We start from the raw sequence: 19,864 nt of genomic DNA on the forward strand, positions 1-19,864 counted from the left end.
CTCCTCGTTCCTGCCACTAACCCCGATTCTTCCTTTTCACAAAAGATAGAAAATGCTCGCCCGGAAAACGGGCCGAAAGCGTTTAGGCGTCGAGGAGGGTCTCGGCCTGTGGCTTGGCTTTTCTCGAGCGCCGCCTCTTCGAGGCCCCCGTACTCGGCGTTGTTTTCTTCGCCGTGTCTTTCTTCTCAGGAGGCGTCTTTCCACCAGTTCCCTTGCTGGAGGTCTTCTTCGCGCCAGCCTCCCCCTTCACGCCTTCCCCCGATGACTTCACCTCATGTGAATCCTGAGAGTCAATGTCCTGTGTGCGCGAACGCAGGGCATCAATCGCTTCTTCAAAATCGTCGAGGCTGTTGAAGGCATGGTAGACGGAGGCGAACCTCAGGTAGGCGATCTCATCAAGATCACGCAGGAAGGGCAAGATCGCCTTGCCGACTTCATCGGAGGAGACATTCGAAACGCCAGACGATCGCAGTTTCTCTTCGACCTGCTGGGCGAGAAGGGCGAGCTGGTCATCTGTGACCGGCCTGCCCTGGCACGCTTTTTTCACACCCGAAACGACTTTGTTCCTGGAGAAGGACTCAACGACGCCGGAGCGTTTCACCACTTGGAAGGTCGAGGTTTCAAGGGTTGTGAAACGCTTCTTGCAGACGATGCACGCCCGCCGACGACGGATTGAGGCACCATCGTCCGCAATACGCGTATCGACAACACGCGAGTCCGGGTTATGACAGAAAGGGCAATGCACCCCTTCACGCTACACGCTTCACACACCTCAGTGGTAACACCCGAAACATCTTCCACATTTGAAGAAGGCTCAGCGAATCGGGACCTTGATCTGCTGGCCAACCATGAGAGCCCCTTCAACATCATTGAGAGCTCTAATGTCCGTGACAACATCTTCAAGGGGGCGATCCGTGTTCACGCCTTGCGCGATCGACCAGATGGACTCACCTGCGACGACACCATGCACAGCGGTCGGACCGGAGTAGACCCCGGGCGACAAAAGCATTCCAATTCCCACACCCGCCACCCCAAGGACAAGAGCAGCCATCAGCCCGAGCGCAAAGCGCACAACAGAGGCCAAAGAGATAGGCGCCTCCAACGCCCCATCTTGCTCCCCCTCAAGGCGGGATACGCATGGACGACGATGCATCGCAGGATCTTCTGCGAGCAGGACTTCGCGACGACGGCGAACAGAAGGAGCCATGCTGATCTCAACGACATCCGCACCTGGAATAGGTGGAACACAGACAAGACGCCGCTGTTCAAGGTGAAGTGCCGAGTTCTGAGTACTCATTGGTATCCCCTCCGATCGAATCGAACACTTGTTCGTCGAACATCTGTACGATATCAGCATGAGTGCGCAAAGTCGAGACTTTCTCGAACATGTGTTTCATTCACGCCCCAGGCTCCGATAGCCTGGCCCTATCAGTGGAACAGAGGCCATAGGCATTTGCGTCCTCCCATCGATCGACAGGAATCGTCATGACTGAGACCAGCCCGCTGAGCCCGCGGCAACGCCAGATCCTCCTCGTCGTCCACGAAGAGGTCCAAGCCCACGGATTCCCCCCTTCAGTCCGCGAGATCGCCGCCCGCGTGGGCCTCGCCTCTCCCTCGACCGTGAAGCATCACCTCGACGCCCTGGAACGCTCTGGCTACTTGCAAAGGGTCCCGGGCCTTCCCCGCGCCCTCGAACTCTCTCAGAGCGCTCGAGTTCAACTCGGCGTCGACTCTGACTCCACGGAGGATCACCCAGAATCACCTGTCAGCGCGAGAGTCGTGACGATCGACCTGCCCGCAGCTCACGTCGACGAGGAACTCTCCAGCGTTCCCCTCGTTGGCCGGATTGCCGCTGGCTCCCCGATCACCGCCGAACAGCACATTGAGGACGTCTTCGACCTGCCCACCCGCCTGACCGGCCACGGCTCCCTTTTCATGCTCGAAGTCTCAGGAGAATCAATGATCGACGCGGGCATCCTCGACGGAGACTTCGTCGTCGTCCGCTCACAAAGCAGCGCCACCCCCGGAGAGATCGTGGCCGCAATGATCGAGGGCGAGGCGACAGTCAAGGTTTTATCGAAAAAGGACGGTCACATCTGGCTTCTGCCCTGCAATGAGGACTACGCGCCAATCCCCGGCGATGAGGCAACGATCCTCGGCAAGGTCGTCACGGTGCTGCGCTCTCTCGTCTGAATCGACTGTCTTGTGCTCACTCACCTGAGAGGAGGGTGCCGCGCTCACTCATCTCAATCAACCGCCTTATGCTCACTCGTCTAAGAAGCAAGTCCTACGATCCCTCATCTTAAAGGATGGTGCTGCCGATTACTCACTGAAGGAGGACGAGGACACACGAGAGGGGCGGCACCTTAAGGTGCCGCCCCTCAATCGTTGTCGGGGAGGGGGAGACGAGATCCCCTCAGCTTCGAGACTCTACACAGCGAGAATCAGAAGCCCAGGTCCCGTGCGACCTGACGCAGACGCGTTGCCGAAGCCGTCAGGCCATCACGCTCCTTCAAGGTGAGCGGAGGGTTGAGCACCCGGCCCGCACCCTCGCGGCCAACAATCGTCGGCGCAGCCATGCAGACATCCGAGATGCCTTCCCAATCCTCAAGGAGGGTCGAAACCGTGAGGACACGGTTCTCATCGCGCAGCACGGCGCCGGCGATATTCGAGGCCGACAGTCCGATCGCGTAGTTCGTTGCGCCCTTGCCGTCAATGATCTTGTAGGCGGAGCGAACAACCTCCTCCGCAATCCTGTTGCGCAGTGCCGCATCGAAAAGACCACCATCGAGGGTGGGGCCCCAATGCTCAAGCGGCACGTTGCCGATCTCGGCAGAGGACCAGAGGGCAACCTCGGAGTCACCATGCTCGCCGGCGATGTAGGCGTGGATGTTCTGCGTCGCGACTCCGGTCTCCCTCGAAACAAGGTAACGCAGACGCGAAGTGTCAAGAACTGTGCCCGAACCGAAGACTTGGTTGCGTGGCAGTCCCGTGATCTTCAGGGCCACGTAGGTCACGACATCGACCGGATTCGTGATGAACATGAAGCGCGCATCGGGTGCGACGTTCTGCAGGTTCGGCACGATCGTCTTCATGAGGTTGACGGTGGAACCGGCGAGCTCCAGGCGCGACTGCCCGGGCTTCTGCTTCGCACCGGCGGTAACGATCACGAGGTCCGCGCCGCGGACGATCTCCACGTCGTCAGAGCCCTCGACCGATCCGCAGGGGGTGAACTGAATACCATGCGCGATGTCGAGTGCCTCGGCCTCGACCTTCGCCTTGTTGATGTCTTGAAGGACGATCGAACGGGCGTCGCCCCTCATCGCACAGGCGTAGGCGACTGCAGTGCCGACGGCACCAGCTCCGACGATCGCGATTTTCGAAGGGCGACCGGATGATTTGGACGGGTACAGGCTCTTAGCGTTCGCTGCCACTCTTAGCTCCTTCCATAAGGCCCAGGACCAATAGTGTCAGGTCACACCCCGTAATGCACCACCTAGTTTCGAATGCAACCCGACGGGGACCTGAATTGTGAGTTCCGCTGTACGCACGTTGGGCCCTTCGTCCACCTTGTCCGCCTTCGACGAGACTCAGAGAAGAAGCGGGAACCTCACGCCCTCGTCCTTCTACGCTTCTTCTCCCCCACGCCTTTGTCCACCCGAGGCGGCCTCATGTGATGTTGCGAGACGTTTGAGAGCAGCGCGCACGAGCTGCGGATCCGTCGTCGGCCACATCTTCGGCATCGACTGGCGGATGAAGGAGCCGTAGCTTTTCGTCAGCACACGACGATCCAGGATCGCCACCACTCCCCGATCCTGGGCGGATCTGAGCAAACGCCCCGCGCCCTGCGCCATGAGCAGTGCCGCCTGCGTCAAGGACACCGTGTGAAAGCCCGAAAAACCCTTGCGCTCCGCATCGATTGAACGAGCCTTCGCAACCGCATCATTGAGATGAGGGAAGGGGATGCGGTCAATCACAACGAGCCGACAAGACCCACCGACGACATCCACGCCCTGCCACAAGGAGCGCGTACCGATGAGGCAGGAGTCCTCTTCCTCACGGAATCGATCAACGAGGGCGCTCAGGGTCTCATCCCCTTGCATATAGATTGTTAAATCCGTGTGCTCCCTAAGAAGCTGGGCGGCGCGCTCGGCGGCCTTCCAGGAGGAGAAGAGGCCGAGCATTCCCCCGCCCGATGCTTTCGCGAGCTCAACGAGTTCCTTGCCTGCTTCAGGGCTCAGGCCTCCTGGGCCAGGCTCTGGCAGGTGCTTCGCGATGTACATGATCGCCTGTTTCTCAGGGGCGAAAGGGGTTCCGACGTCGATACCTTCGAAAGGCCTCTCAGTCATCATGAATCCGCATTCGCGTGCGATCGCGTCGAAGGAATCCCCCAGAGAAAGGGTCGCGGAGGTGAGAATCGCGGGCCTGTCGCTGAATCCCTTGAGGCCCAGTGGGGGCGCGACCTCGAGGGGGCTGATCGACAAGAGTTCTCCCGAGCCCTGATCCGAACGGGATAGGGAAAGGATCGTCAGTTTCGGGTCCTGGGACCAGGTATCCACGAAGCCCGTGATCTCGTCGAGGGCGGCGCGCGCCAGCACTTTCCCGGCCTGTTCGGCGCCAGAATCTTGGATTGCTGATGCGGCGCGCCGGGCGGCGTCGTCGATGATGCGCATCGCCTCCGCGAGCGCTTCGGGGCGTTCGAGCATGAGCCCGTCTTCGAGGGGTGCGAGCACCGCTGCGAGTTCTGTTCCGGCGTTTTCGAGGTCCTCGGCATCCACTTGCGCTTGAGAGCGGATCGTGCGGGCGATTCTCGTGACGATGCCCTGTGAGAGGAGTTGGCTGGCTTGCGTGCGGACGCGCTCGGAAAGCTCGTGGGCCTCGTCGACGACGACCGGCCCGAAGTCGGGCAGGATTTCAGCCTCGCCGGTGCAGTGGATGCCGAAGAGTGAATGGTTCGTGACGATGAGGTCAGCCTCTCCGGCCTTCTCGCGAGCTGCTTTCGGGAAGCACTCCTCGAGCAGCGGACACGAACTGCCCAGACATTCCCTTTTTGAGACTGAAACCTGGCGCCAGGCTTTGTCTGAGACTCCTGGTACGAGTTCATCGCGGTCACCGGTGTCGGTTGTTGACGCCCATTCGCGCAGTCTCAGCACCTGTGTGCCCAGGTCGGACACTTTCCCGGTGTTCGTTTCTATTCCCTCGAAGAGGGTGCCCTCAGTGGGGTAGCCGCCTTGCGCGCGATGCAGGCGCAGGTAGTTCGACCAGCCTTTGAGGACGGCGACCTTTGGGCGGATTCCCGTCTTCTCGGCGATGGCCTCCACGACTCTGGGGGCGTCTTTGGACAGGATTTGACGTTGAAGCGCGAGGGTCGCGGTCGTGACGAGTGCTTTTTGCTCGGTTGTGACGCAATGGGCGAGCAGGGGGACGAGGTATCCGATTGATTTGCCGGTACCCGTTCCCGCTTGGACGAGGAGTTGTCCCTCGTCTTCGATGGCGGAGGCGATCCGACGGACCATTTCCACTTGCCCGGGGCGTGCACTCCCTCCTATCGATTCAACAACGAGGGAGAGGATGTCGAGCGGATCTGGACCCTCAGTCATCCAGACTCCCCTTGGGGCTTTCCATCCTCTTGGGCACAGCGCCTTCAAAGCCTTCCCTCTTGTCGGGCATAGTCCCCTCAAGGCTTCCCGCGCCGATGGACAGGGCCTGCTTAAGACTTCCCGCGCCCGCGGAAGAGGCTCCCCCAACGCCGTTCAGGACGATCCCCGCCTCCTTGATGTGTGCTCCGAGGCGCTCGTTGACGCGGGCGATGACGCGCGTCCCCTCCGAAACGTACTCCTCGCGCTCGACCTCGCCCTCCTCGTGGATCGTGTGCACGAGGTCGCCGCGCGAATAGGGGATGACGCAGTCGATGAGCAGGCTCGGACGAGGCAGGGCCTCCTCAATCCGGTGGCGCAGCACATCAATGCCAAGGCCCGTGTACGCCGACACGACGACCGCTTCGGGGAAGTAGGTGCGGACGAGGGCGAGGCGCTCGGGCGAGGCGAGGTCGGCCTTGTTCAAGACGATGATTTCGGGAATGCTCGAAGCTCCCTCAATATCGGCGAGGACGAGGCGCACGGCCTCCACTTGGCCGACGGGATCGGGGTGTGCGGCGTCAACGACGTGGACGAGCAGATCAGCCTCCCCGACTTCCTCAAGCGTGGAGCGGAAGGCTTCGACAAGCTGGGTGGGGAGGTTGCGGACGAAGCCGACGGTGTCGGTGAGCGTGTAGGCGCGCCCATCTACGGTTTCAGTGCGGCGCACCGTCGGGTCGAGGGTCGCGAAGAGGGCGTCTTCGACGAGGACCCCCGCGTCCGTGAGCTGATTGAGGAGGGTCGACTTTCCTGCGTTCGTGTAGCCGAGGATCGCGACGGAGGGGACTGCGCCGCGGCGCCGGGAGAGGCGTTGAGTGCGCCGGGCGGGTTCCATTTTGCGGATCTCTTCACGCAGCTTCGCCATGCGCGTGCGGATGCGGCGACGATCAAGTTCGATCTTCGTCTCGCCCGGTCCTCTCGAACCAATGCCTGCGCCCGCAGCGACACGGCCACCGGCCTGGCGCGACATCGATTCGCCCCAGCCGCGAAGGCGCGGTAGCAGGTATTCGAGTTGGGCGAGTTCTACTTGGGCTTTGCCCTCCCTGGACTTGGCGTGTTGGGCGAAAATGTCGAGGATCAGCGCGGTCCGGTCCACGACTTTCGCGTCGATGACGTCTTCGAGGCCTCGACGCTGAGAGGGTGTGAGTTCTTCGTCGACGATCACGGTGTCGGCTTCGGCGGAGCGCACAATGTCGGCGAGTTCCTTCGCTTTGCCTGAGCCCAGGTAGGTCGCCGGATCTGGTTTCACGCGCTTTTGGACGACGGCGTCGAGGACCTGGGAGCCGGCCGTTTCCGCGAGCGCGGCGAGTTCTCTCAGTGATGTGTCGACTTCTTCTTCGCTTTGGGTTGTCCTCAGGCCCACGAGGACGACGCGTTCGAGTCGGATCTGACGGTATTCGACCTCGGAAATATCTTCGCGGTCGTTCCTCTGGCTTTGGATGCGTCGGGTTCCCGCTCTCGCTTCCCTTTCGAGCATCCCGGCATCCCAGGAGTGGTCTTGTCCCTCGGTCGATTCGAGAGCGGTGCCGCGCCTGGCGAGGATGCGGGCGACGATGCTCTGTGCGCGCTCTTCGTCTAGGGAGTCGTTCAGCTCGCGCTCTTCGAGGGGCTTGTCCATCAAGGTCCTTTCTCACAAGGTGGGCTTCCAGTGTGTCACGCCTTTATGGGCGCAGCCGAGTGTGTTCGCCCCACTTTGAGCACAACACTTCCTTTTGAGGACGCGGCCTTTTCGGCTCCTTTCGAGGTGTACGGCCCGCTGTGTTGCTTCCTTGTGGGGCCAGTGCCTCGTTGTATCGTCTCGAGTTGAGGACGAGAGCCCCTTGCGAAGGCAAGGAGAAGCCTCTTCGTACCGTTAGGCTTGTGCCTGTGAGCGAACAGTATTTCTCCGATCAGGTGCCGGCCGCCGACTCCGATCTGCGCACCATCACCATCGAGGCGCGAGGCCACGAGTTCTCTATGCGCGTCTCTGCGAAGATCTTTTCTGCGTCTCGCCTTGATCTGGGCACCCGTCAGCTCCTTTCGGAGGCGCCGGAGTTGCCAGAGTCTGGCCGTTTCCTTGATATCGGCTGCGGCTGGGGGCCGATCGCCTTGACCATGGCGAAGGATTCTCCTGAAGCGGAGGTGTGGGCTGTTGACGTGAACTCGCGCGCCGTTGATCTCACTGCCCGTAATGCCTCCCTCAATGGTTGCCCGAACGTTCGTGCGATGCTCGAAGAGGATGCTCTCGCCACTGTCGAGGCCGAGGATGCTCGCTTCGATGTCATCTGGTCGAATCCTCCGATCCGCATCGGTAAGGAGGCTCTGCATGCCCTGCTGCGCCGGTGGTGTGATCGTCTTGCGCCCGGCGGTGTCGCCTATTTCGTTGTGCAGCGCAATCTCGGCGCGGATTCTCTGATCGCCTGGCTCAATGGTCAGGGTTATGCGGCGGGTAAGATCGCCTCGAAGAAGGGCTTCCGCATCATTGAGGTGCGCCCAGGGGCCTGATTCCCTCAAGGCCGGGGCCTGAGCCTGGATTACTCAGGACCGGGGCCTGAATCACTGAGGACCGGGGGCAGAAGGACCAGCCGCACAATGACCGGTCGGTGGAAGACCGTGCACGGCCTGCAGGCTTGGGCTATGGCCCGAAGGATTGCCCTGCGGCACGCAGGATTACCGCATGATCTGGGGATTCCCGTATGCGGCCCGTAGGCTCATTCCCAACTCATATCCCCGTCGACAGGGGCTTCAACCTCACGCCCCATCGCAGTTGCCCGCAGGCTCATTCCTGCCTCGCATCCCCCTCGGCAATCTCCACAGCCCCTCGCTCCATCGCAGCGTCTACAGCCTCACGAACGAGGGCGATCGCCCGATCCTTCAAAGGCGCTGGATCATCGGCCTCGAGCCAGAACACCCTCGGATCAGGGCGCAGCCACTTGATCTGCCTGCGGGCCAATTGCCGGGTCGCAAGTTCAACGCAGTTCTGGGCCTCGTCCTCGTTCATCTCACCCTTGACGACGGCGATCGCCTCCGCGTAGCCCGTGGCGCGTCGAGCGGTCCTGCCCTCCTCGAGGCCCTCTTTCATCAGTTCACGAGTCTCCTCGATGAGGCCATCTGTGAACATTCGCGCAGTCCGAATGCGGATCCTTTCGTCGAGGACCTCAAGATCATGGCGGATTGCCAGCATGATCGAGGGGCGCTGGAAGAGTCTTTCAGGCATGTGCGAGGAATAGGGGCGGCCCGTCAACTCGATGACTTCCAGGGCCCGAATGATGCGCCGCGTATTGTGCGGGTCGATCCGGCTGGCCGATACAGGATCGAGGCTCTCCAAACGCGCATGGAGCCCGCGAGACCCCGAAGGGCCCTCGGCCTCGGCCTCCACGGCGGCGCGAACACGCGGATCGGTTCCGGGAAAGTCGATCACATCAAGGAGAGCTCTTTGATACAGGCCCGATCCGCCTGCGACCACGCTAAGGCCCCCTCGTCCTCGAATATCAGCGAGGTCGGCGCGGGCTGCTTGCTGATAGCGGGCGACGGAGGCCTCCTCTTTCACGTTGAGGACGTCGATCTGATGGTGAGGGATGCCGCGCCGTTCCTCGAGAGGGGTCTTCGCTGTGCCGATGTCCATGCCGCGGTAGAGCTGGAAAGCATCTGCTGAAACGATCTCCCCCGCCCCTGATTCGAGAAACTCGGGCAGTGCCGAAGCGAGGTCGAGAGCCAAGTCCGATTTTCCTGAGGCTGTCGGACCGACAACGGCGATGACGAAGTCGCCCGGCCGCTGGAGCGTAGGGGCACAAGGGGCTGTGAAATCCTCAGTCATCACCACCCCGTCATTGTACGGAAGGAGCACTACCCGCATGTCAGGGGCGCGGCTGGGAGTGGGCTCATCCTCGACGACGCCGAACGCATGGGAAGGGCAGTAGTGGTACGGGCCCCAGCCCGAAGAGACTCGCCAGCCCGACGACAACTCCTCAGCCCGATAGAGTTGGGGCATGAGTTCAACCAGCACCGATCCGATCACGATCGAGCGCGTTGCGAAAGCACTGGAGACGATCGGGCTCTTCCCCTTCCTCGCCGGCCAGACGCAGATCGCCGCGATCCTTCCGAATCGCACCATCCGCATTGTTCTGCCCGAGGGCTCGCCCGCGCAGGGAGTTGCGGAATATCCCCGTCGTTTCCACGCCTGTCACCGAGACACACTCTCTGAAGTGGTGCGCACGTTCAACGCGACGACCTACGTTCCCAAAGCCGCTCTGGTGACCACTGAGGAGGGAATGCTCTCTGTGCGTTTCTTCCACTGCTTCAACTGGGTTGTTGGTGCGACCGATACGCAGATCAAGGGGGAGATCTCCCAGTTCATCCTGTCGTGTATCGCTGTGCAGAACCGCCTTGACGAGCAATTCGTCGACCCCTGGGCGAAGGAGGCCCCGAATGCCTGAATGGAAGTCCTGGACCTTTGGCGGTGAAGACGAGAACGGCTTCGCCTTGCCCACTCCCACCGAGGATGAGCCGAGTGCACCGGCCCCCACCCCAGGAATGGAAGCTGATGCGGCCGCCACAAAGTGGGGCGTCGAGGTTGAGCCCGTGTCGATTAAGCGCATCGAGAAGGTCATTGAGGGCGATGGCCTGCCACATGCCTCCGATGAGTTCGTGGCCGTCACCGAGGTCAATGGCATTCGCATGCAGTTCCACCTCGAACCCGCCGACTCGCCCTGGCTCCAGCTCGAAGCGAAACTCCCCCTCGAGGACGAGAGTCCCGGGCTCGAGGTGCTCGGCGAGATTGCGAACACCTGGAATCTTGATCACCTCCAGCCAACCGTGTTCCCACTCAGTGATGAGTCTTCCCGTTTCTTCATCCTCGCGACGCGTTTCTTCGTCGCCGAGGGGCTTTCGGATCGTCAGATCCACGCCATGGTGCGGCGCGGCGTTTCTGTGACGGCTCAGGCGCTTCAACTTCTGCCGACTCTTGTGGCCGAAGCGGGTAAGTGAGTTCACGCGCGTCAGTGAGCCTGAACGAGGGAAACCTGACGCACATGTGAGCCCAGTGCCCAAGTGAGCACGGGACGCACGAAGAGCCCTACGCGCCGGGAACCCCATAGAATCACGCGAGCCCGGCACACAAGTGACAACGGAGAGAGAGCGTGGGTCTGGTCGTTGACCGGACCCACGCTCTCCCCTTTTCGACCTTCGATTCTTATCTGGGGCCGCACACGGTCCCCACGCCGTTGTGACGACCGCTCTCCTATTGTGACTGTCGATTCACACTCACGTTGCGAGTTCACACCAAGCGGCCTCGATCGTGACCGAGATCAAATATTTTCCCTGCTCAGCGGCTACAGCTCCCTAAGCAATCGACCCTTCAATGCTTCATGTTTCAGCAGCAACCCCCTGCTTCACAACTGACCAAGGAACTACTGATTCACAGTTCGGTCGCAGTCCACTGCCTCACAGACGCCCAGAGTCTCACAGCTCAGTTGCAGCCCAGTGTTCCATAGATGCCAGGCGCTGAAGGCCCCACCAATTCACACGTGACAAGCGCTCCAGTGTTTCCTCACACGCGACAAACGCTCGAGTGTTTCCTCACGCGCAACTAGCGCTCGAGTGTTTCTCTCGCCTCAGCGGCCCACTCGAATCCTTGGAATCCCCAAGGAGACTCGCTGGTCCTCCTCTTGAGCTTGACGCTGCTCCCACGCGTCTCCTGCACGAGTGCGCCGCAGCTGCCACAATCCGCCTTCGAGCGCGGAGTCGGCGATGAGATGGTGCGGTGCACCATACGTCACCCGTGCAGTCACCATATCGCCGGGCCGAGGAAGATCCACCTTCGACGCATTTTCAGGCAGGGCAACGTGCACGAGGCGGTTGTCGCGGGCCCGACCCGTAACACGATGGGTCGCTCCGTCCTTACGGCCTTCGCTCTCACAGATCAGGACCTCAACGCTGGAGCCAACGAGCTTCGCATTATCCTCAGTGCAGATCCCCTCTTGGAGGGCAATGAGGCGCTTGTAGCGGTCGAGCGCGACCTCGGCGGGAACCTGATCTTCGCGATCCGCTGCAGGGGTGCCCGGGCGCGGAGAGTACAAGAAGGTGAAGGCGGAGGAGAATCGTGCCTGTTCAACAACCTCGAGGGTCTGCTGGAAGTCCTCTTCAGTCTCGCCGGGGAAACCAACAATAATATCGGTCGTGATCGCGGCCTCAGGAATGGAGGCGCGAACCCTTTCGAGGATCCCCATGAAGCGTTCACGCCGGTAGGAGCGTCGCATTTGACGCAATACGGCATCCGATCCGGACTGGAGCGGCATGTGAAGGCTCGGCATGACATTCGGCGTCTCCGCCATTGCGGCAACGACATCGTCCGTGAAGGCGGCCGGGTGGGGCGAGGTGAAGCGCACGCGTTCAAGCCCCTCGATCTGGCCGCATTGACGCAGGAGGGCCGCGAATGCTCCGCGCTCACCGAAGCCGACCCCGTAGGAGTTGACGTTCTGGCCCAGTAGGGTCACTTCAATGGCGCCTTGGGAGACGACGGCGTTGATCTCGTCGAGGATCTCACCAGGACGCCTGTCGCGTTCTTTACCTCGAAGATGCGGGACGATGCAGAAGGTGCAGGTGTTGTTGCAGCCCACCGAGATCGACACCCATGCGGCGTATGCGGATTCCCGATGGGTTGGCAGGGTCGAGGGAAATACCTTCAAAGATTCTTCGATTTCAACGGCGGCCTCGTGGTTGTGGGCAGCGCGTTTGAGGAGGACGGGGAGCACATCGATGTTGTGGGTCCCGAAGACCGCATCCACCCAGGGGGCCTTCTCGATAATGCCTTCGCGCATCTGCTGGGCGAGACAGCCTCCGACGGCGATCTGCATGCCTGGGCGTTCGCGTTTGACAGCGGCGAGTTGGCCGAGGTTGCCGAAAAGTTTGGTCGCCGCATTTTCGCGCACGGAACAGGTGTTAATGACAAGGACGTCTGCACCCAAATCCCCCGCTTCCGTTGCGCGTTCAGCTGCCGCGGGGACGAGGGAGACGGGGAGGAGTCCCTCCTGTTCGAGTAATCCCGCCATTCTTTCCGAGTCGTGGACGTTCATCTGGCACCCGAGGGTGCGGATGGCGTAGGTCTTGGGCAGGGCGGTGGTGGTCTCGGCATTCACGGCGTGCAGTCTAATGGCTGTCAAGGATTCCTCCCGATTCGAGGGTTTCTTTGAGCAGTTCGAGGGCTGCGTTGACTGTGCCGGATCGAATGTGAGCGCGGTCGCCTGTGAGGTGGAGCTCTCGGTGTACGACTCCTTTCGACCAGGCGAGAGCAATGTGCACGGTTCCCGCCTCGTGTCCTTCAGCGGGCCCGGGGCCTGCGACTCCTGTGGTGGAGAGGGCGAGCTTGGCACCCATGAGCCTGCGGGCTCCTTGGGCCATTTGGCGGGCGACCTCAGCGTCAACGGGTCCTTTTTCGGCGAGCAGTGTGGAGTCCACCCCCAGCAGAGTCGCTTTGAGTGGCGTGGCGTAGGTGCACACTCCTCCGCGCAGCACTCGGGAGGCTTTGGGCACGTCGACGAGCCTTGCGCATAGAGCACCCCCGGTGAGCGATTCTGCGAGCGCGAGGGTGAGTTCTGCCTCGGCGAGGGTGTCGAGGAGTTCGATGAGGTGAGTGTCGTCCATGCATCCAGGCTAAGCGTGAAAGCTGGGTGTTTCGCGGGTGATCGAGGGACGCACGTTAGGAGTCGCAGCGGGGATTTCCCTTGCGGATCGCGAGCGCAGCTGAGCCCGGCACGCGCGCTGAGAGTGCTGCACAGTGGAGTGTCTGCTCCTTCTCTTTTTCGCAAGAGGGTTGCGGGCGAGCGTGTTTTCTCCTGGATTCCCCCGAAAGGGAGGGGTCTGCGACGAAATTCTCAACCAAGGGACGAGCAGCGCTGAGATTTCCGAGCGGGGATGATGAGTGATGAAATCCTCAATCGGGAACGATCAGCGGTGAAGTGAACTCCCCTCCCCCGCCTGCTCCCCTATTCTTCTTCGCGTTCTTCGAGTACTTGAGTCACAACCGCTGTGCAGATCGAGGGCGAATACCCTTTGCGAGCGAGCATCCCCGCGAGCCTGCGAAAGGCCGCGTCTCTGGGAACCTGCGACATGGTGCGCAGGCGTTTTCTGGCGAGTTCGAGTGCGCGCTGACGCAGGTCATCAGGCTCCAGTGTTTCCATGGCGGCCTCGATGGTCTTAGGGTCCAGGCCTTTGCGGCGCATTTCCTCAACGAGGGCGCGCCCCACTTTGCCCGAGCCGGTGAAACGATCGGATACGAGTGCCCTGGCAAAGGCCGCATCGTCGATGAGGCCGACGCGCCTGAGCCTGGTGATGACCTCTTCGGCAGTTTCAGCGGAAAAGCCCTTCGATTCGATCGCTTGTCGCAGCTCCCCCGTGGAACGCGAGCGCGTATCCAAGAGGCGCAGGGCAAGCTCGCGGGCCCCTTCGATCGCTGCTGCTCCTTCGAGGGCACTATTGCGTTCTTTGAGGCGTTGGAGGCGCTCTGCTGGGCTGAGGCGCGACTTTCGCCGCGTCTGGGCCCCTTCGGGATGATCTTCAGGATCGAGGTAGCGGACCATTTCGGATCAGAAACCGGCGTCCTCTGAAGGGTCGATCACCTCAGGAAGAGGCTCCGGCTCGGCCTCGGGTGCTTCCCCGATTCCGAGGGAGATGAGGATCTTGTCTTCGATCTCTTTGGCGAGTTCGGGATTGTCTGCGAGGAACTGGCGGACGTTCTCTTTGCCTTGGCCGAGTTGATCGTCGCCGTAGGTGAACCAGGAGCCGGATTTTCGGATGATTCCCGCTTCGACTCCCATATCAATGATTGAGCCTTCACGCGAGATGCCCTTGCCGTAGACGATGTCGAACTCGGCCTGTTTGAAGGGCGGCGCCATCTTGTTCTTCACGACTTTCGCCCGCGTGCGGTTCGCGACGGGGGCTCCCGCTTCTTTCAGGGTTTCGATGCGGCGAACGTCAATGCGAACCGAGGCGTAGAACTTGAGGGCTTTACCGCCGGTCGTGGTTTCCGGGGAGCCGAAGAAGACGCCGATCTTTTCGCGGAGCTGGTTGATGAAGATCGCGGTCGTGCCGGTCGCCGAGAGGGCACCGGTGATCTTGCGGAGTGCTTGGCTCATGAGGCGCGCCTGAAGGCCAACGTGGGAATCACCCATTTCCCCTTCGATCTCTGCTTTCGGGACGAGGGCAGCGACCGAGTCAATGACGATGATGTCGATACCCCCGGAACGGATCAGCATGTCGGCGATTTCGAGGGCCTGTTCGCCAGTGTCAGGCTGGGAGACGAGGAGGTTGTCGATGTCGACGCCTAGGGCTTTCGCATACACAGGGTCGAGGGCGTGCTCGGCGTCAATGAATGCGGCATTGCCGCCCGCTTTCTGGGCGTTCGCCACAGCGTGAAGAGCGACGGTGGTCTTACCGGAGGATTCGGGGCCGTAGATTTCGATGACGCGGCCGCGCGGCAGCCCGCCAATACCAAGGGCCACGTCGAGAGCGAGGGAGCCCGTGGGGATCACCTGAACCGGGGGACGCGTGTCATCGCCGAGGCGCATGACGGAACCCTTGCCGAACTGCTTGTCGATCTGGGAGAGCGCGAGTTCGAGGGCCTTGTTCCTCTTATCGCCCTTGCGGTCTTCAGCTTTTCGTTCGCTCGTGCGCTTACGCGATGCAGCTGCCATGGGATGTCCTCTCAACGCTTCGAGCCTCTCCGGCTCACGGGTGATCCGGTCTGGGAGCGTCATCCCCTCTCCGGGGCGACGCAACGACGGTATGCCCGACCATAGGCATCTGCGGACCATCCCCCATCACGCTTGTGGATGAACCCTGGCTGTGGATGGATGAACCCTCAGGTGTCGTCAGCGAACGATCATACATGGAACAGGTGTTCGACTCGCGTCGAAATGCGCGCGTGTTGAGACACGGAAGCGGACCCTCAGGAATCGGTACGCAAGCACACCAGGAGCTCAGCGCAGCGAGCGCTTCGCTTTCGCGTCGAGGCGGTGAAACCACTTGCACGACTCCCCCACACCGGTTTCATCGACCAGGGCCTCCCACACCCTTTGTGGGGCGAGACCCGCCTCAAGCGCCTCCAGGCAGGTACCGGAGATCGCGGGCAGATACAGGTCCGCAGCGTAAGAGCGCCCGAGGGTGGGGCCGAAAACAGAATCGACAGCGTCCCAGAACTCCGAAGTCTTCACGTTCAGGAAATGAGGGTGACGGGCACGAGATCTTCGGGCACCGTGTCAGGTACGACGATGCCGGAAGAGACCGCCATACGTTCAGAAACCTCACGCAGGACGAACCAGAGCGGCACGCCGAGCGCCAGGCAGATCGCCTCAAGGAGTTCGGAGGACGCTTCCTTCTGGCCGCGCTCAACCTCGGAGAGGTATCCCAGGGAAACCTGGGCGTCCGAAGAGATTTCACGCAAAGTGCGCCCCTGGTGACGGCGAAGGTCGCGCAGGACATCACCGAGTTCAGTCCGCAACAGCGGAGCGGGAGCGGCAGAAGCGTTCATATGGTGAGCCTATCGCGCAGGGCTCAGCCGCGCATCTCCATACCGGCCTTCAAGTCCGGCTCGGCCACTCCTCCTGCAGCTCAACACCGACTTTTCGGCTTGTTTCTGCAGATCTTGCGAATTGTGGCGTTGCTCGCCCTCGTCATGGAACTTGAGCGAACAAGACTCAACTCTGGGTCTTGGCGTCCTTCTTCAGGCGCATCCCCTCAGCCACATACACCCAACCCGACCACAAAGTGACGACGAGGGCGAGGCCCGCGACCGTCCAACCGAAAACGAGCATGCCCTGCGCAAAAAGCCCGCTCCACTCTCCCCCGAACTCGATCGTCGTCCACGGAATCAACAAGACCCAGATCGCGAGCATCTGCAACACCGTCTTCAGCTTGCCACCCTTATTCGCAGCGACGACGATCCCCCTCTTCAACAGGATCGCACGCAGCCAGGTGATGCCCAGTTCACGGAAGGCGATCAGCGCCGTCACCCACCAGGGCAGCAGGCCGACGACGGTGAGCATGACGAAAGCGCCAAGAGTCAACGCTTTATCCGCGATCGGGTCGACGAGCTTGCCGAAGTCGGTCACGAGGTTCCGCGAGCGAGCGATGTGCCCATCGAGCTGATCCGTGGAAGCTGCGATCATAAAGACCAGAACCGCCCACCAGCGCGCCCCAGGCAGCTCAGACACCATCAGCCAAATGAACACGGGCACGAGGAGGAGGCGAATCACCGTCAGCGCATTCGGCAGGTTGTACGGTGAAACCGAGTGCTCCCGATCGACTAGCGAGACATTGTCGTGCATTGCCCGTCCTTCCCAGTGACTCAGCGGCCTGTAAGCTGCCAAGCGTCTTCATCCTCTTCGGGCTCCTCATCGACCCATTGAGGCGGATTCCCACCGAAGTTGTGCCCCGCGTAGGGATCCTGCATCACGTCGTCACCAGGAGTGTACGGCCCTGGCTGAGAAGACGCGCCGTCAGGGACGAAAGACGAGACCATCTGTGCGGCCCCGCTTGCGGGCGCGCCCGCCTCACCTGCCATGTCCGAAGCCGCCGAGGCGTCGACCGCCCCACGCCCCGCATTGTCCGAACCAAAGGCATCCCCCGCCAAAGCCGGTGAGGTCGCCGGAGCCTGTCCCCCGGCATCCATCGAATCGGATTCACCCCTGAGCATCGCAAGCACCTCGGGCAATTGCTCAGGCTGAACGAGGACCTGACGGGCCTTCGACCCCTCCGAAGGCCCAACGATCTCCCTGGACTCCAACAGGTCCATGAGACGCCCAGCCCTGGCGAATCCGACCCGGAGCTTGCGCTGCAACATCGAAGTTGAACCGAGCTGAGTGGACACCACAAGCTCCGCCGCCTGGAGCAGATCATCAAGATCATCACCAATATCCTCGGCAACCTTGACGCTCTTCGTCTCCGTCACGACATCATCGCGATAGTGGGGCTGCATCTGCTGCTTCACATGGGCGACGACCCTGTGGATCTCCGACTCAGTCACCCACGCGCCCTGCACGCGCATCGGCTTTGAAGCGCCCGCAGGCAGGTACAGAGCATCACCCTGACCGATGAGCTTCTCAGCGCCCGGCTGGTCGAGGATCGTGCGCGAATCCGTCAACGAGGAGGTCGCGAAAGCCAAGCGGGAAGGAATATTCGCCTTGATCAAACCGGTGACGACATCAACGGAGGGCCTTTGGGTCGCGAGGACAAGGTGGATCCCCGCGGCGCGCGCGAGCTGCGTGATCCGCTGGATCGACGCCTCCACGTCACGCGGCGCGACCATCATCAAATCAGCAAGCTCGTCAACGACCACCAGAAGATACGGGTAGGGGCGCAGCACCCGGTCAAGACCCGGCTTGGCCAGGACCTGGCCCGATTGGACCGCCTTATTGAAGTCGTCAATATGTTTGAACCCGTAATCGGATAGGTCGTTGTAGCGCGCGTCCATTTCTCGCACGACCCATTCGAGGGCCTCGGCGGCCTTCTTCGGATCCGTGATGATCGGTGAAATCAGATGTGGGATGCCCTCGTAGATCGTGAGCTCCACGCGCTTGGGGTCGACGAGGATCATGCGGACCTGCTGGGGGGTCGCGCGCATCATGATCGAGGTGATCATCGAGTTCACAAAGCTCGACTTGCCCGAACCGGTCTGGCCCGCGACCAGGAGGTGCGGGGTCTTCGCAAGGTTCGTCACGACATAACCGCCCTCGACGTCCTTGCCGACACCGACGACCAGGGGATGCTGGTTGCGCAGGGCCGCACTCGAACGCAGAACATCACCGAGGGCGACATTCTCACGATCAGTGTTCGGGATTTCAATGCCGATCGCGGACTTGCCGGGAATCGGCGCGAGGATGCGCACATCCGCGGAAGCCACGGCATAGGCGATGTTCTTCGACAGGTTCGTGAGCTTGTCGACCTTCACTCCCGATCCGAGGACGACCTCGTAACGGGTGACCGTCGGGCCTCGGGAAAAACCGGTGACCTGCGCGTCGATCTTGAAGTCGGCGAAGACTTGGGCGAGAGCGTGAACGACCTGGTCGTTCACCACCGAGCGGGTCTTATGCGGGGGCCCGGAGACGAGGAGAGAGTCCTCAGGCAGGGTGTAAGAGATCGCCTCGTTGAGTTGGGGCTGGAAGACCTCCCCCTCGGGTGCTGGCGTGATCGGCGCGGGGGCAGGCTCGTCGGCTTCGGGAGAGGTGGGGGTCGGAATGGCCTCGGTATTCGGATCGGCAACGACCGAGAACTTCTCAGTCGGCATGTCATGCGCTAAAACACCGGTCTGGGCTTGGGGCGCCGACTCAACCTCGCCGCTGTTTGCGGCCGATGAGGCCTCGCCGTGAAGGGGCGCAGGCTCAGCGTCCCGGAGCCGTGCAGGCGAAGCGCTTCCCAGTACGCTCGTCGAGTCCTCGGAAACATTCGGGGAGCGGAAGGACTCATCGCCGTCGTATTCGTCAAGGAAAGGATCGTCCCCTGCGGCGAGGTCCTCGCGTGCGCGTTGACGCGCCACTCGAGCCGGATCCTCATTCTCAGGGGTTGTACCCGGCGTGCTCCTGCGCTTAAAGCGCCGCGCCAGCTCCCTCAAGCGCGCGGGGACCTCCGCGACGCGGGTACGGGTCGCAAGAAGCAGCGAATAGATGCCCACCAGCACGAGGATCGCGCCCGCCCCCCAGGGGGAGAGCAGATTCGTCAGGGGACGAGCCACGAACCAGCCCACGATTCCCCCTGCGGACTCGATCGTCTCGACATCCTCAAGAGAGGGATTGCCCTGCGTGACATGCACGAGGCCAGACAAGGAGATCACGAGCCCGATCCCGCCTGCGACATGATGCGGCAGAGCCTGCTCTCCACTGCGCGCCCGGAAGAGCTCAATGGAAAAAGCGATCAATGCGAGCGGGACGACCACGGAGAACAGACCCACCGACCCGGCTGCCGCATGATGAATGAAGTCCCCGGCCTGCCCGGAGATCCTGAACCATTCACGCAAAGCAACGAGGAGCGCGGCTGCGATGCACACGAAAGCGAGAGCATCGCGTTTCATCTGAGGATCTGCTGCCCTCCAAGCGCGAACCAGTGAAGCAACTCCCCTGCCGATCGAGGCGAAGAACCTCGCGAGGAGTCCCGGCTCGGGGGCTTGGGGGGCCGCTTGACGCTTCGAAGACTGGGGGCGACCAGAGGGATTTCTCCCGGTCTTGCCCGTCGATGGGGTACGTGATGCCATGATGCTTCGA

Annotated in this window: 18 protein-coding genes; 4 read left to right on the forward strand and 14 right to left on the reverse strand. The window is 61.7% G+C overall.

The window, feature by feature from the left end; all coding sequences use genetic code 11:
- Positions 1-82: 82 nt before the first annotated feature.
- Positions 83-745 (reverse strand): transcriptional regulator NrdR, encoded by a 663-nt coding sequence (gene nrdR / locus JFX23_RS04285; protein WP_416153021.1) that lies wholly within the window; start codon positions 743-745, stop codon positions 83-85.
- Positions 746-814: 69 nt separating this feature from the next.
- Positions 815-1,297 (reverse strand): LysM peptidoglycan-binding domain-containing protein, encoded by a 483-nt coding sequence (locus tag JFX23_RS09345; protein WP_233050566.1) that lies wholly within the window; start codon positions 1,295-1,297, stop codon positions 815-817.
- Between the two features lie 188 nt (positions 1,298-1,485).
- Here JFX23_RS09345 and lexA point away from each other — a divergent pair, with 188 nt between their 5' ends.
- Positions 1,486-2,193, forward strand: a complete 708-nt coding sequence (lexA, locus tag JFX23_RS04295; protein WP_198775876.1) for a transcriptional repressor LexA — start codon at positions 1,486-1,488, stop codon at positions 2,191-2,193.
- Positions 2,194-2,444: 251 nt separating this feature from the next.
- On the opposite strand, the gene JFX23_RS04300 is transcribed toward lexA, so the two are convergent.
- The 3 genes from JFX23_RS04300 to hflX all read right to left on the reverse strand — a co-directional run bounded on the left by JFX23_RS04300 (position 2,445) and on the right by hflX (position 7,254).
- Positions 2,445-3,434, reverse strand: a complete 990-nt coding sequence (locus JFX23_RS04300; RefSeq protein WP_005961710.1) for an L-lactate dehydrogenase — start codon at positions 3,432-3,434, stop codon at positions 2,445-2,447.
- A 192-nt stretch (positions 3,435-3,626) separates the two neighbouring features.
- The gene (locus JFX23_RS04305; protein WP_198775877.1) at positions 3,627-5,600 is read right to left on the reverse strand and encodes an ATP-dependent DNA helicase; all 1,974 of its coding nucleotides are present in this window, start codon (positions 5,598-5,600) and stop codon (positions 3,627-3,629) included.
- Positions 5,593-7,254 (reverse strand): GTPase HflX, encoded by a 1,662-nt coding sequence (gene hflX / locus JFX23_RS04310; protein WP_198775878.1) that lies wholly within the window; start codon positions 7,252-7,254, stop codon positions 5,593-5,595. The genes JFX23_RS04305 and hflX overlap by 8 nt, the downstream gene beginning before the upstream one ends.
- A 248-nt stretch (positions 7,255-7,502) precedes the next feature.
- Between hflX and JFX23_RS04315 the strand changes: the two genes are divergently transcribed.
- On the forward strand, positions 7,503-8,120 hold the full coding sequence (locus JFX23_RS04315) for a class I SAM-dependent methyltransferase (protein WP_198775879.1): 618 nt from the start codon (positions 7,503-7,505) through the stop codon (positions 8,118-8,120).
- Positions 8,121-8,394: 274 nt separating this feature from the next.
- Here JFX23_RS04315 and miaA read toward each other — a convergent pair whose 3' ends face one another.
- On the reverse strand, positions 8,395-9,432 hold the full coding sequence (gene miaA / locus JFX23_RS04320; protein WP_198775880.1) for a tRNA (adenosine(37)-N6)-dimethylallyltransferase MiaA: 1,038 nt from the start codon (positions 9,430-9,432) through the stop codon (positions 8,395-8,397).
- A 172-nt stretch (positions 9,433-9,604) separates the two neighbouring features.
- Here miaA and JFX23_RS04325 point away from each other — a divergent pair, with 172 nt between their 5' ends.
- On the forward strand, positions 9,605-10,051 hold the full coding sequence (locus JFX23_RS04325) for a histidine kinase (protein WP_198775881.1): 447 nt from the start codon (positions 9,605-9,607) through the stop codon (positions 10,049-10,051).
- Positions 10,044-10,601: a YbjN domain-containing protein gene (locus JFX23_RS04330; protein WP_198775882.1), complete on the forward strand. Its 558-nt coding sequence runs from the start codon at positions 10,044-10,046 to the stop codon at positions 10,599-10,601. Before JFX23_RS04325 ends, JFX23_RS04330 begins: the two co-directional genes overlap by 8 nt.
- 626 nt (positions 10,602-11,227) lie before the next feature.
- Here JFX23_RS04330 and miaB read toward each other — a convergent pair.
- From miaB to JFX23_RS04370, 8 genes are all read right to left on the reverse strand, one after another.
- On the reverse strand, positions 11,228-12,751 hold the full coding sequence (miaB, locus tag JFX23_RS04335) for a tRNA (N6-isopentenyl adenosine(37)-C2)-methylthiotransferase MiaB (protein WP_332874671.1): 1,524 nt from the start codon (positions 12,749-12,751) through the stop codon (positions 11,228-11,230).
- A 10-nt stretch (positions 12,752-12,761) separates the two neighbouring features.
- Positions 12,762-13,256 carry a CinA family protein gene (locus tag JFX23_RS04340; RefSeq protein ID WP_005961725.1) on the reverse strand — a complete coding sequence of 165 codons (495 nt, stop codon included), beginning with the start codon at positions 13,254-13,256 and terminating at the stop codon, positions 12,762-12,764.
- Positions 13,257-13,597: 341 nt separating this feature from the next.
- Entirely contained in the window at positions 13,598-14,191 is a 594-nt protein-coding gene (locus JFX23_RS04345; protein WP_005961726.1) for a regulatory protein RecX, read from the reverse strand.
- 6 nt (positions 14,192-14,197) lie between these two features.
- A complete protein-coding gene (recA, locus tag JFX23_RS04350; protein ID WP_040313481.1) occupies positions 14,198-15,304 on the reverse strand; it encodes a recombinase RecA in 1,107 nt (368 codons plus the stop codon).
- Between the two features lie 285 nt (positions 15,305-15,589).
- Entirely contained in the window at positions 15,590-15,823 is a 234-nt protein-coding gene (locus JFX23_RS04355; RefSeq protein ID WP_005961728.1) for a DUF3046 domain-containing protein, read from the reverse strand.
- Between the two features lie 2 nt (positions 15,824-15,825).
- Complete coding sequence (locus JFX23_RS04360) at positions 15,826-16,140, reverse strand: helix-turn-helix domain-containing protein (RefSeq protein ID WP_005961729.1); 315 nt, start codon at positions 16,138-16,140, stop codon at positions 15,826-15,828.
- Between the two features lie 166 nt (positions 16,141-16,306).
- The gene (gene pgsA, locus JFX23_RS04365) at positions 16,307-16,936 is read right to left on the reverse strand and encodes a CDP-diacylglycerol--glycerol-3-phosphate 3-phosphatidyltransferase (RefSeq protein ID WP_005961730.1); all 630 of its coding nucleotides are present in this window, start codon (positions 16,934-16,936) and stop codon (positions 16,307-16,309) included.
- Between the two features lie 20 nt (positions 16,937-16,956).
- Entirely contained in the window at positions 16,957-19,854 is a 2,898-nt protein-coding gene (locus tag JFX23_RS04370; RefSeq protein WP_198775884.1) for an FtsK/SpoIIIE family DNA translocase, read from the reverse strand.
- Positions 19,855-19,864: the final 10 nt, after the last annotated feature.

The sequence above is a fragment of the Schaalia cardiffensis genome (assembly GCF_016405145.1).
Classification (GTDB): domain Bacteria; phylum Actinomycetota; class Actinomycetes; order Actinomycetales; family Actinomycetaceae; genus Pauljensenia; species Pauljensenia cardiffensis.

What these genes read in the sequence shown, in the direction of transcription:
- hflX (WP_198775878.1), bottom strand. Translation starts at nt 7,254, where the DNA reads ATGGACAAGCCCCTCGAAGAGCGCGAGCTGAACGACTCCCTAGACGAA.
- JFX23_RS04340 (WP_005961725.1), bottom strand. Translation starts at nt 13,256, where the DNA reads ATGGACGACACTCACCTCATCGAACTCCTCGACACCCTCGCCGAGGCA.
- JFX23_RS04360 (WP_005961729.1), bottom strand. Translation starts at nt 16,140, where the DNA reads ATGAACGCTTCTGCCGCTCCCGCTCCGCTGTTGCGGACTGAACTCGGT.
- JFX23_RS04330 (WP_198775882.1), top strand. Translation starts at nt 10,044, where the DNA reads ATGCCTGAATGGAAGTCCTGGACCTTTGGCGGTGAAGACGAGAACGGC.
- lexA (WP_198775876.1), top strand. Translation starts at nt 1,486, where the DNA reads ATGACTGAGACCAGCCCGCTGAGCCCGCGGCAACGCCAGATCCTCCTC.
- miaA (WP_198775880.1), bottom strand. Translation starts at nt 9,432, where the DNA reads ATGACTGAGGATTTCACAGCCCCTTGTGCCCCTACGCTCCAGCGGCCG.
- JFX23_RS09345 (WP_233050566.1), bottom strand. Translation starts at nt 1,297, where the DNA reads ATGAGTACTCAGAACTCGGCACTTCACCTTGAACAGCGGCGTCTTGTC.
- pgsA (WP_005961730.1), bottom strand. Translation starts at nt 16,936, where the DNA reads ATGCACGACAATGTCTCGCTAGTCGATCGGGAGCACTCGGTTTCACCG.
- recA (WP_040313481.1), bottom strand. Translation starts at nt 15,304, where the DNA reads ATGGCAGCTGCATCGCGTAAGCGCACGAGCGAACGAAAAGCTGAAGAC.
- JFX23_RS04305 (WP_198775877.1), bottom strand. Translation starts at nt 5,600, where the DNA reads ATGACTGAGGGTCCAGATCCGCTCGACATCCTCTCCCTCGTTGTTGAA.
- JFX23_RS04325 (WP_198775881.1), top strand. Translation starts at nt 9,605, where the DNA reads ATGAGTTCAACCAGCACCGATCCGATCACGATCGAGCGCGTTGCGAAA.
- JFX23_RS04345 (WP_005961726.1), bottom strand. Translation starts at nt 14,191, where the DNA reads ATGGTCCGCTACCTCGATCCTGAAGATCATCCCGAAGGGGCCCAGACG.
- JFX23_RS04370 (WP_198775884.1), bottom strand. Translation starts at nt 19,854, where the DNA reads ATGGCATCACGTACCCCATCGACGGGCAAGACCGGGAGAAATCCCTCT.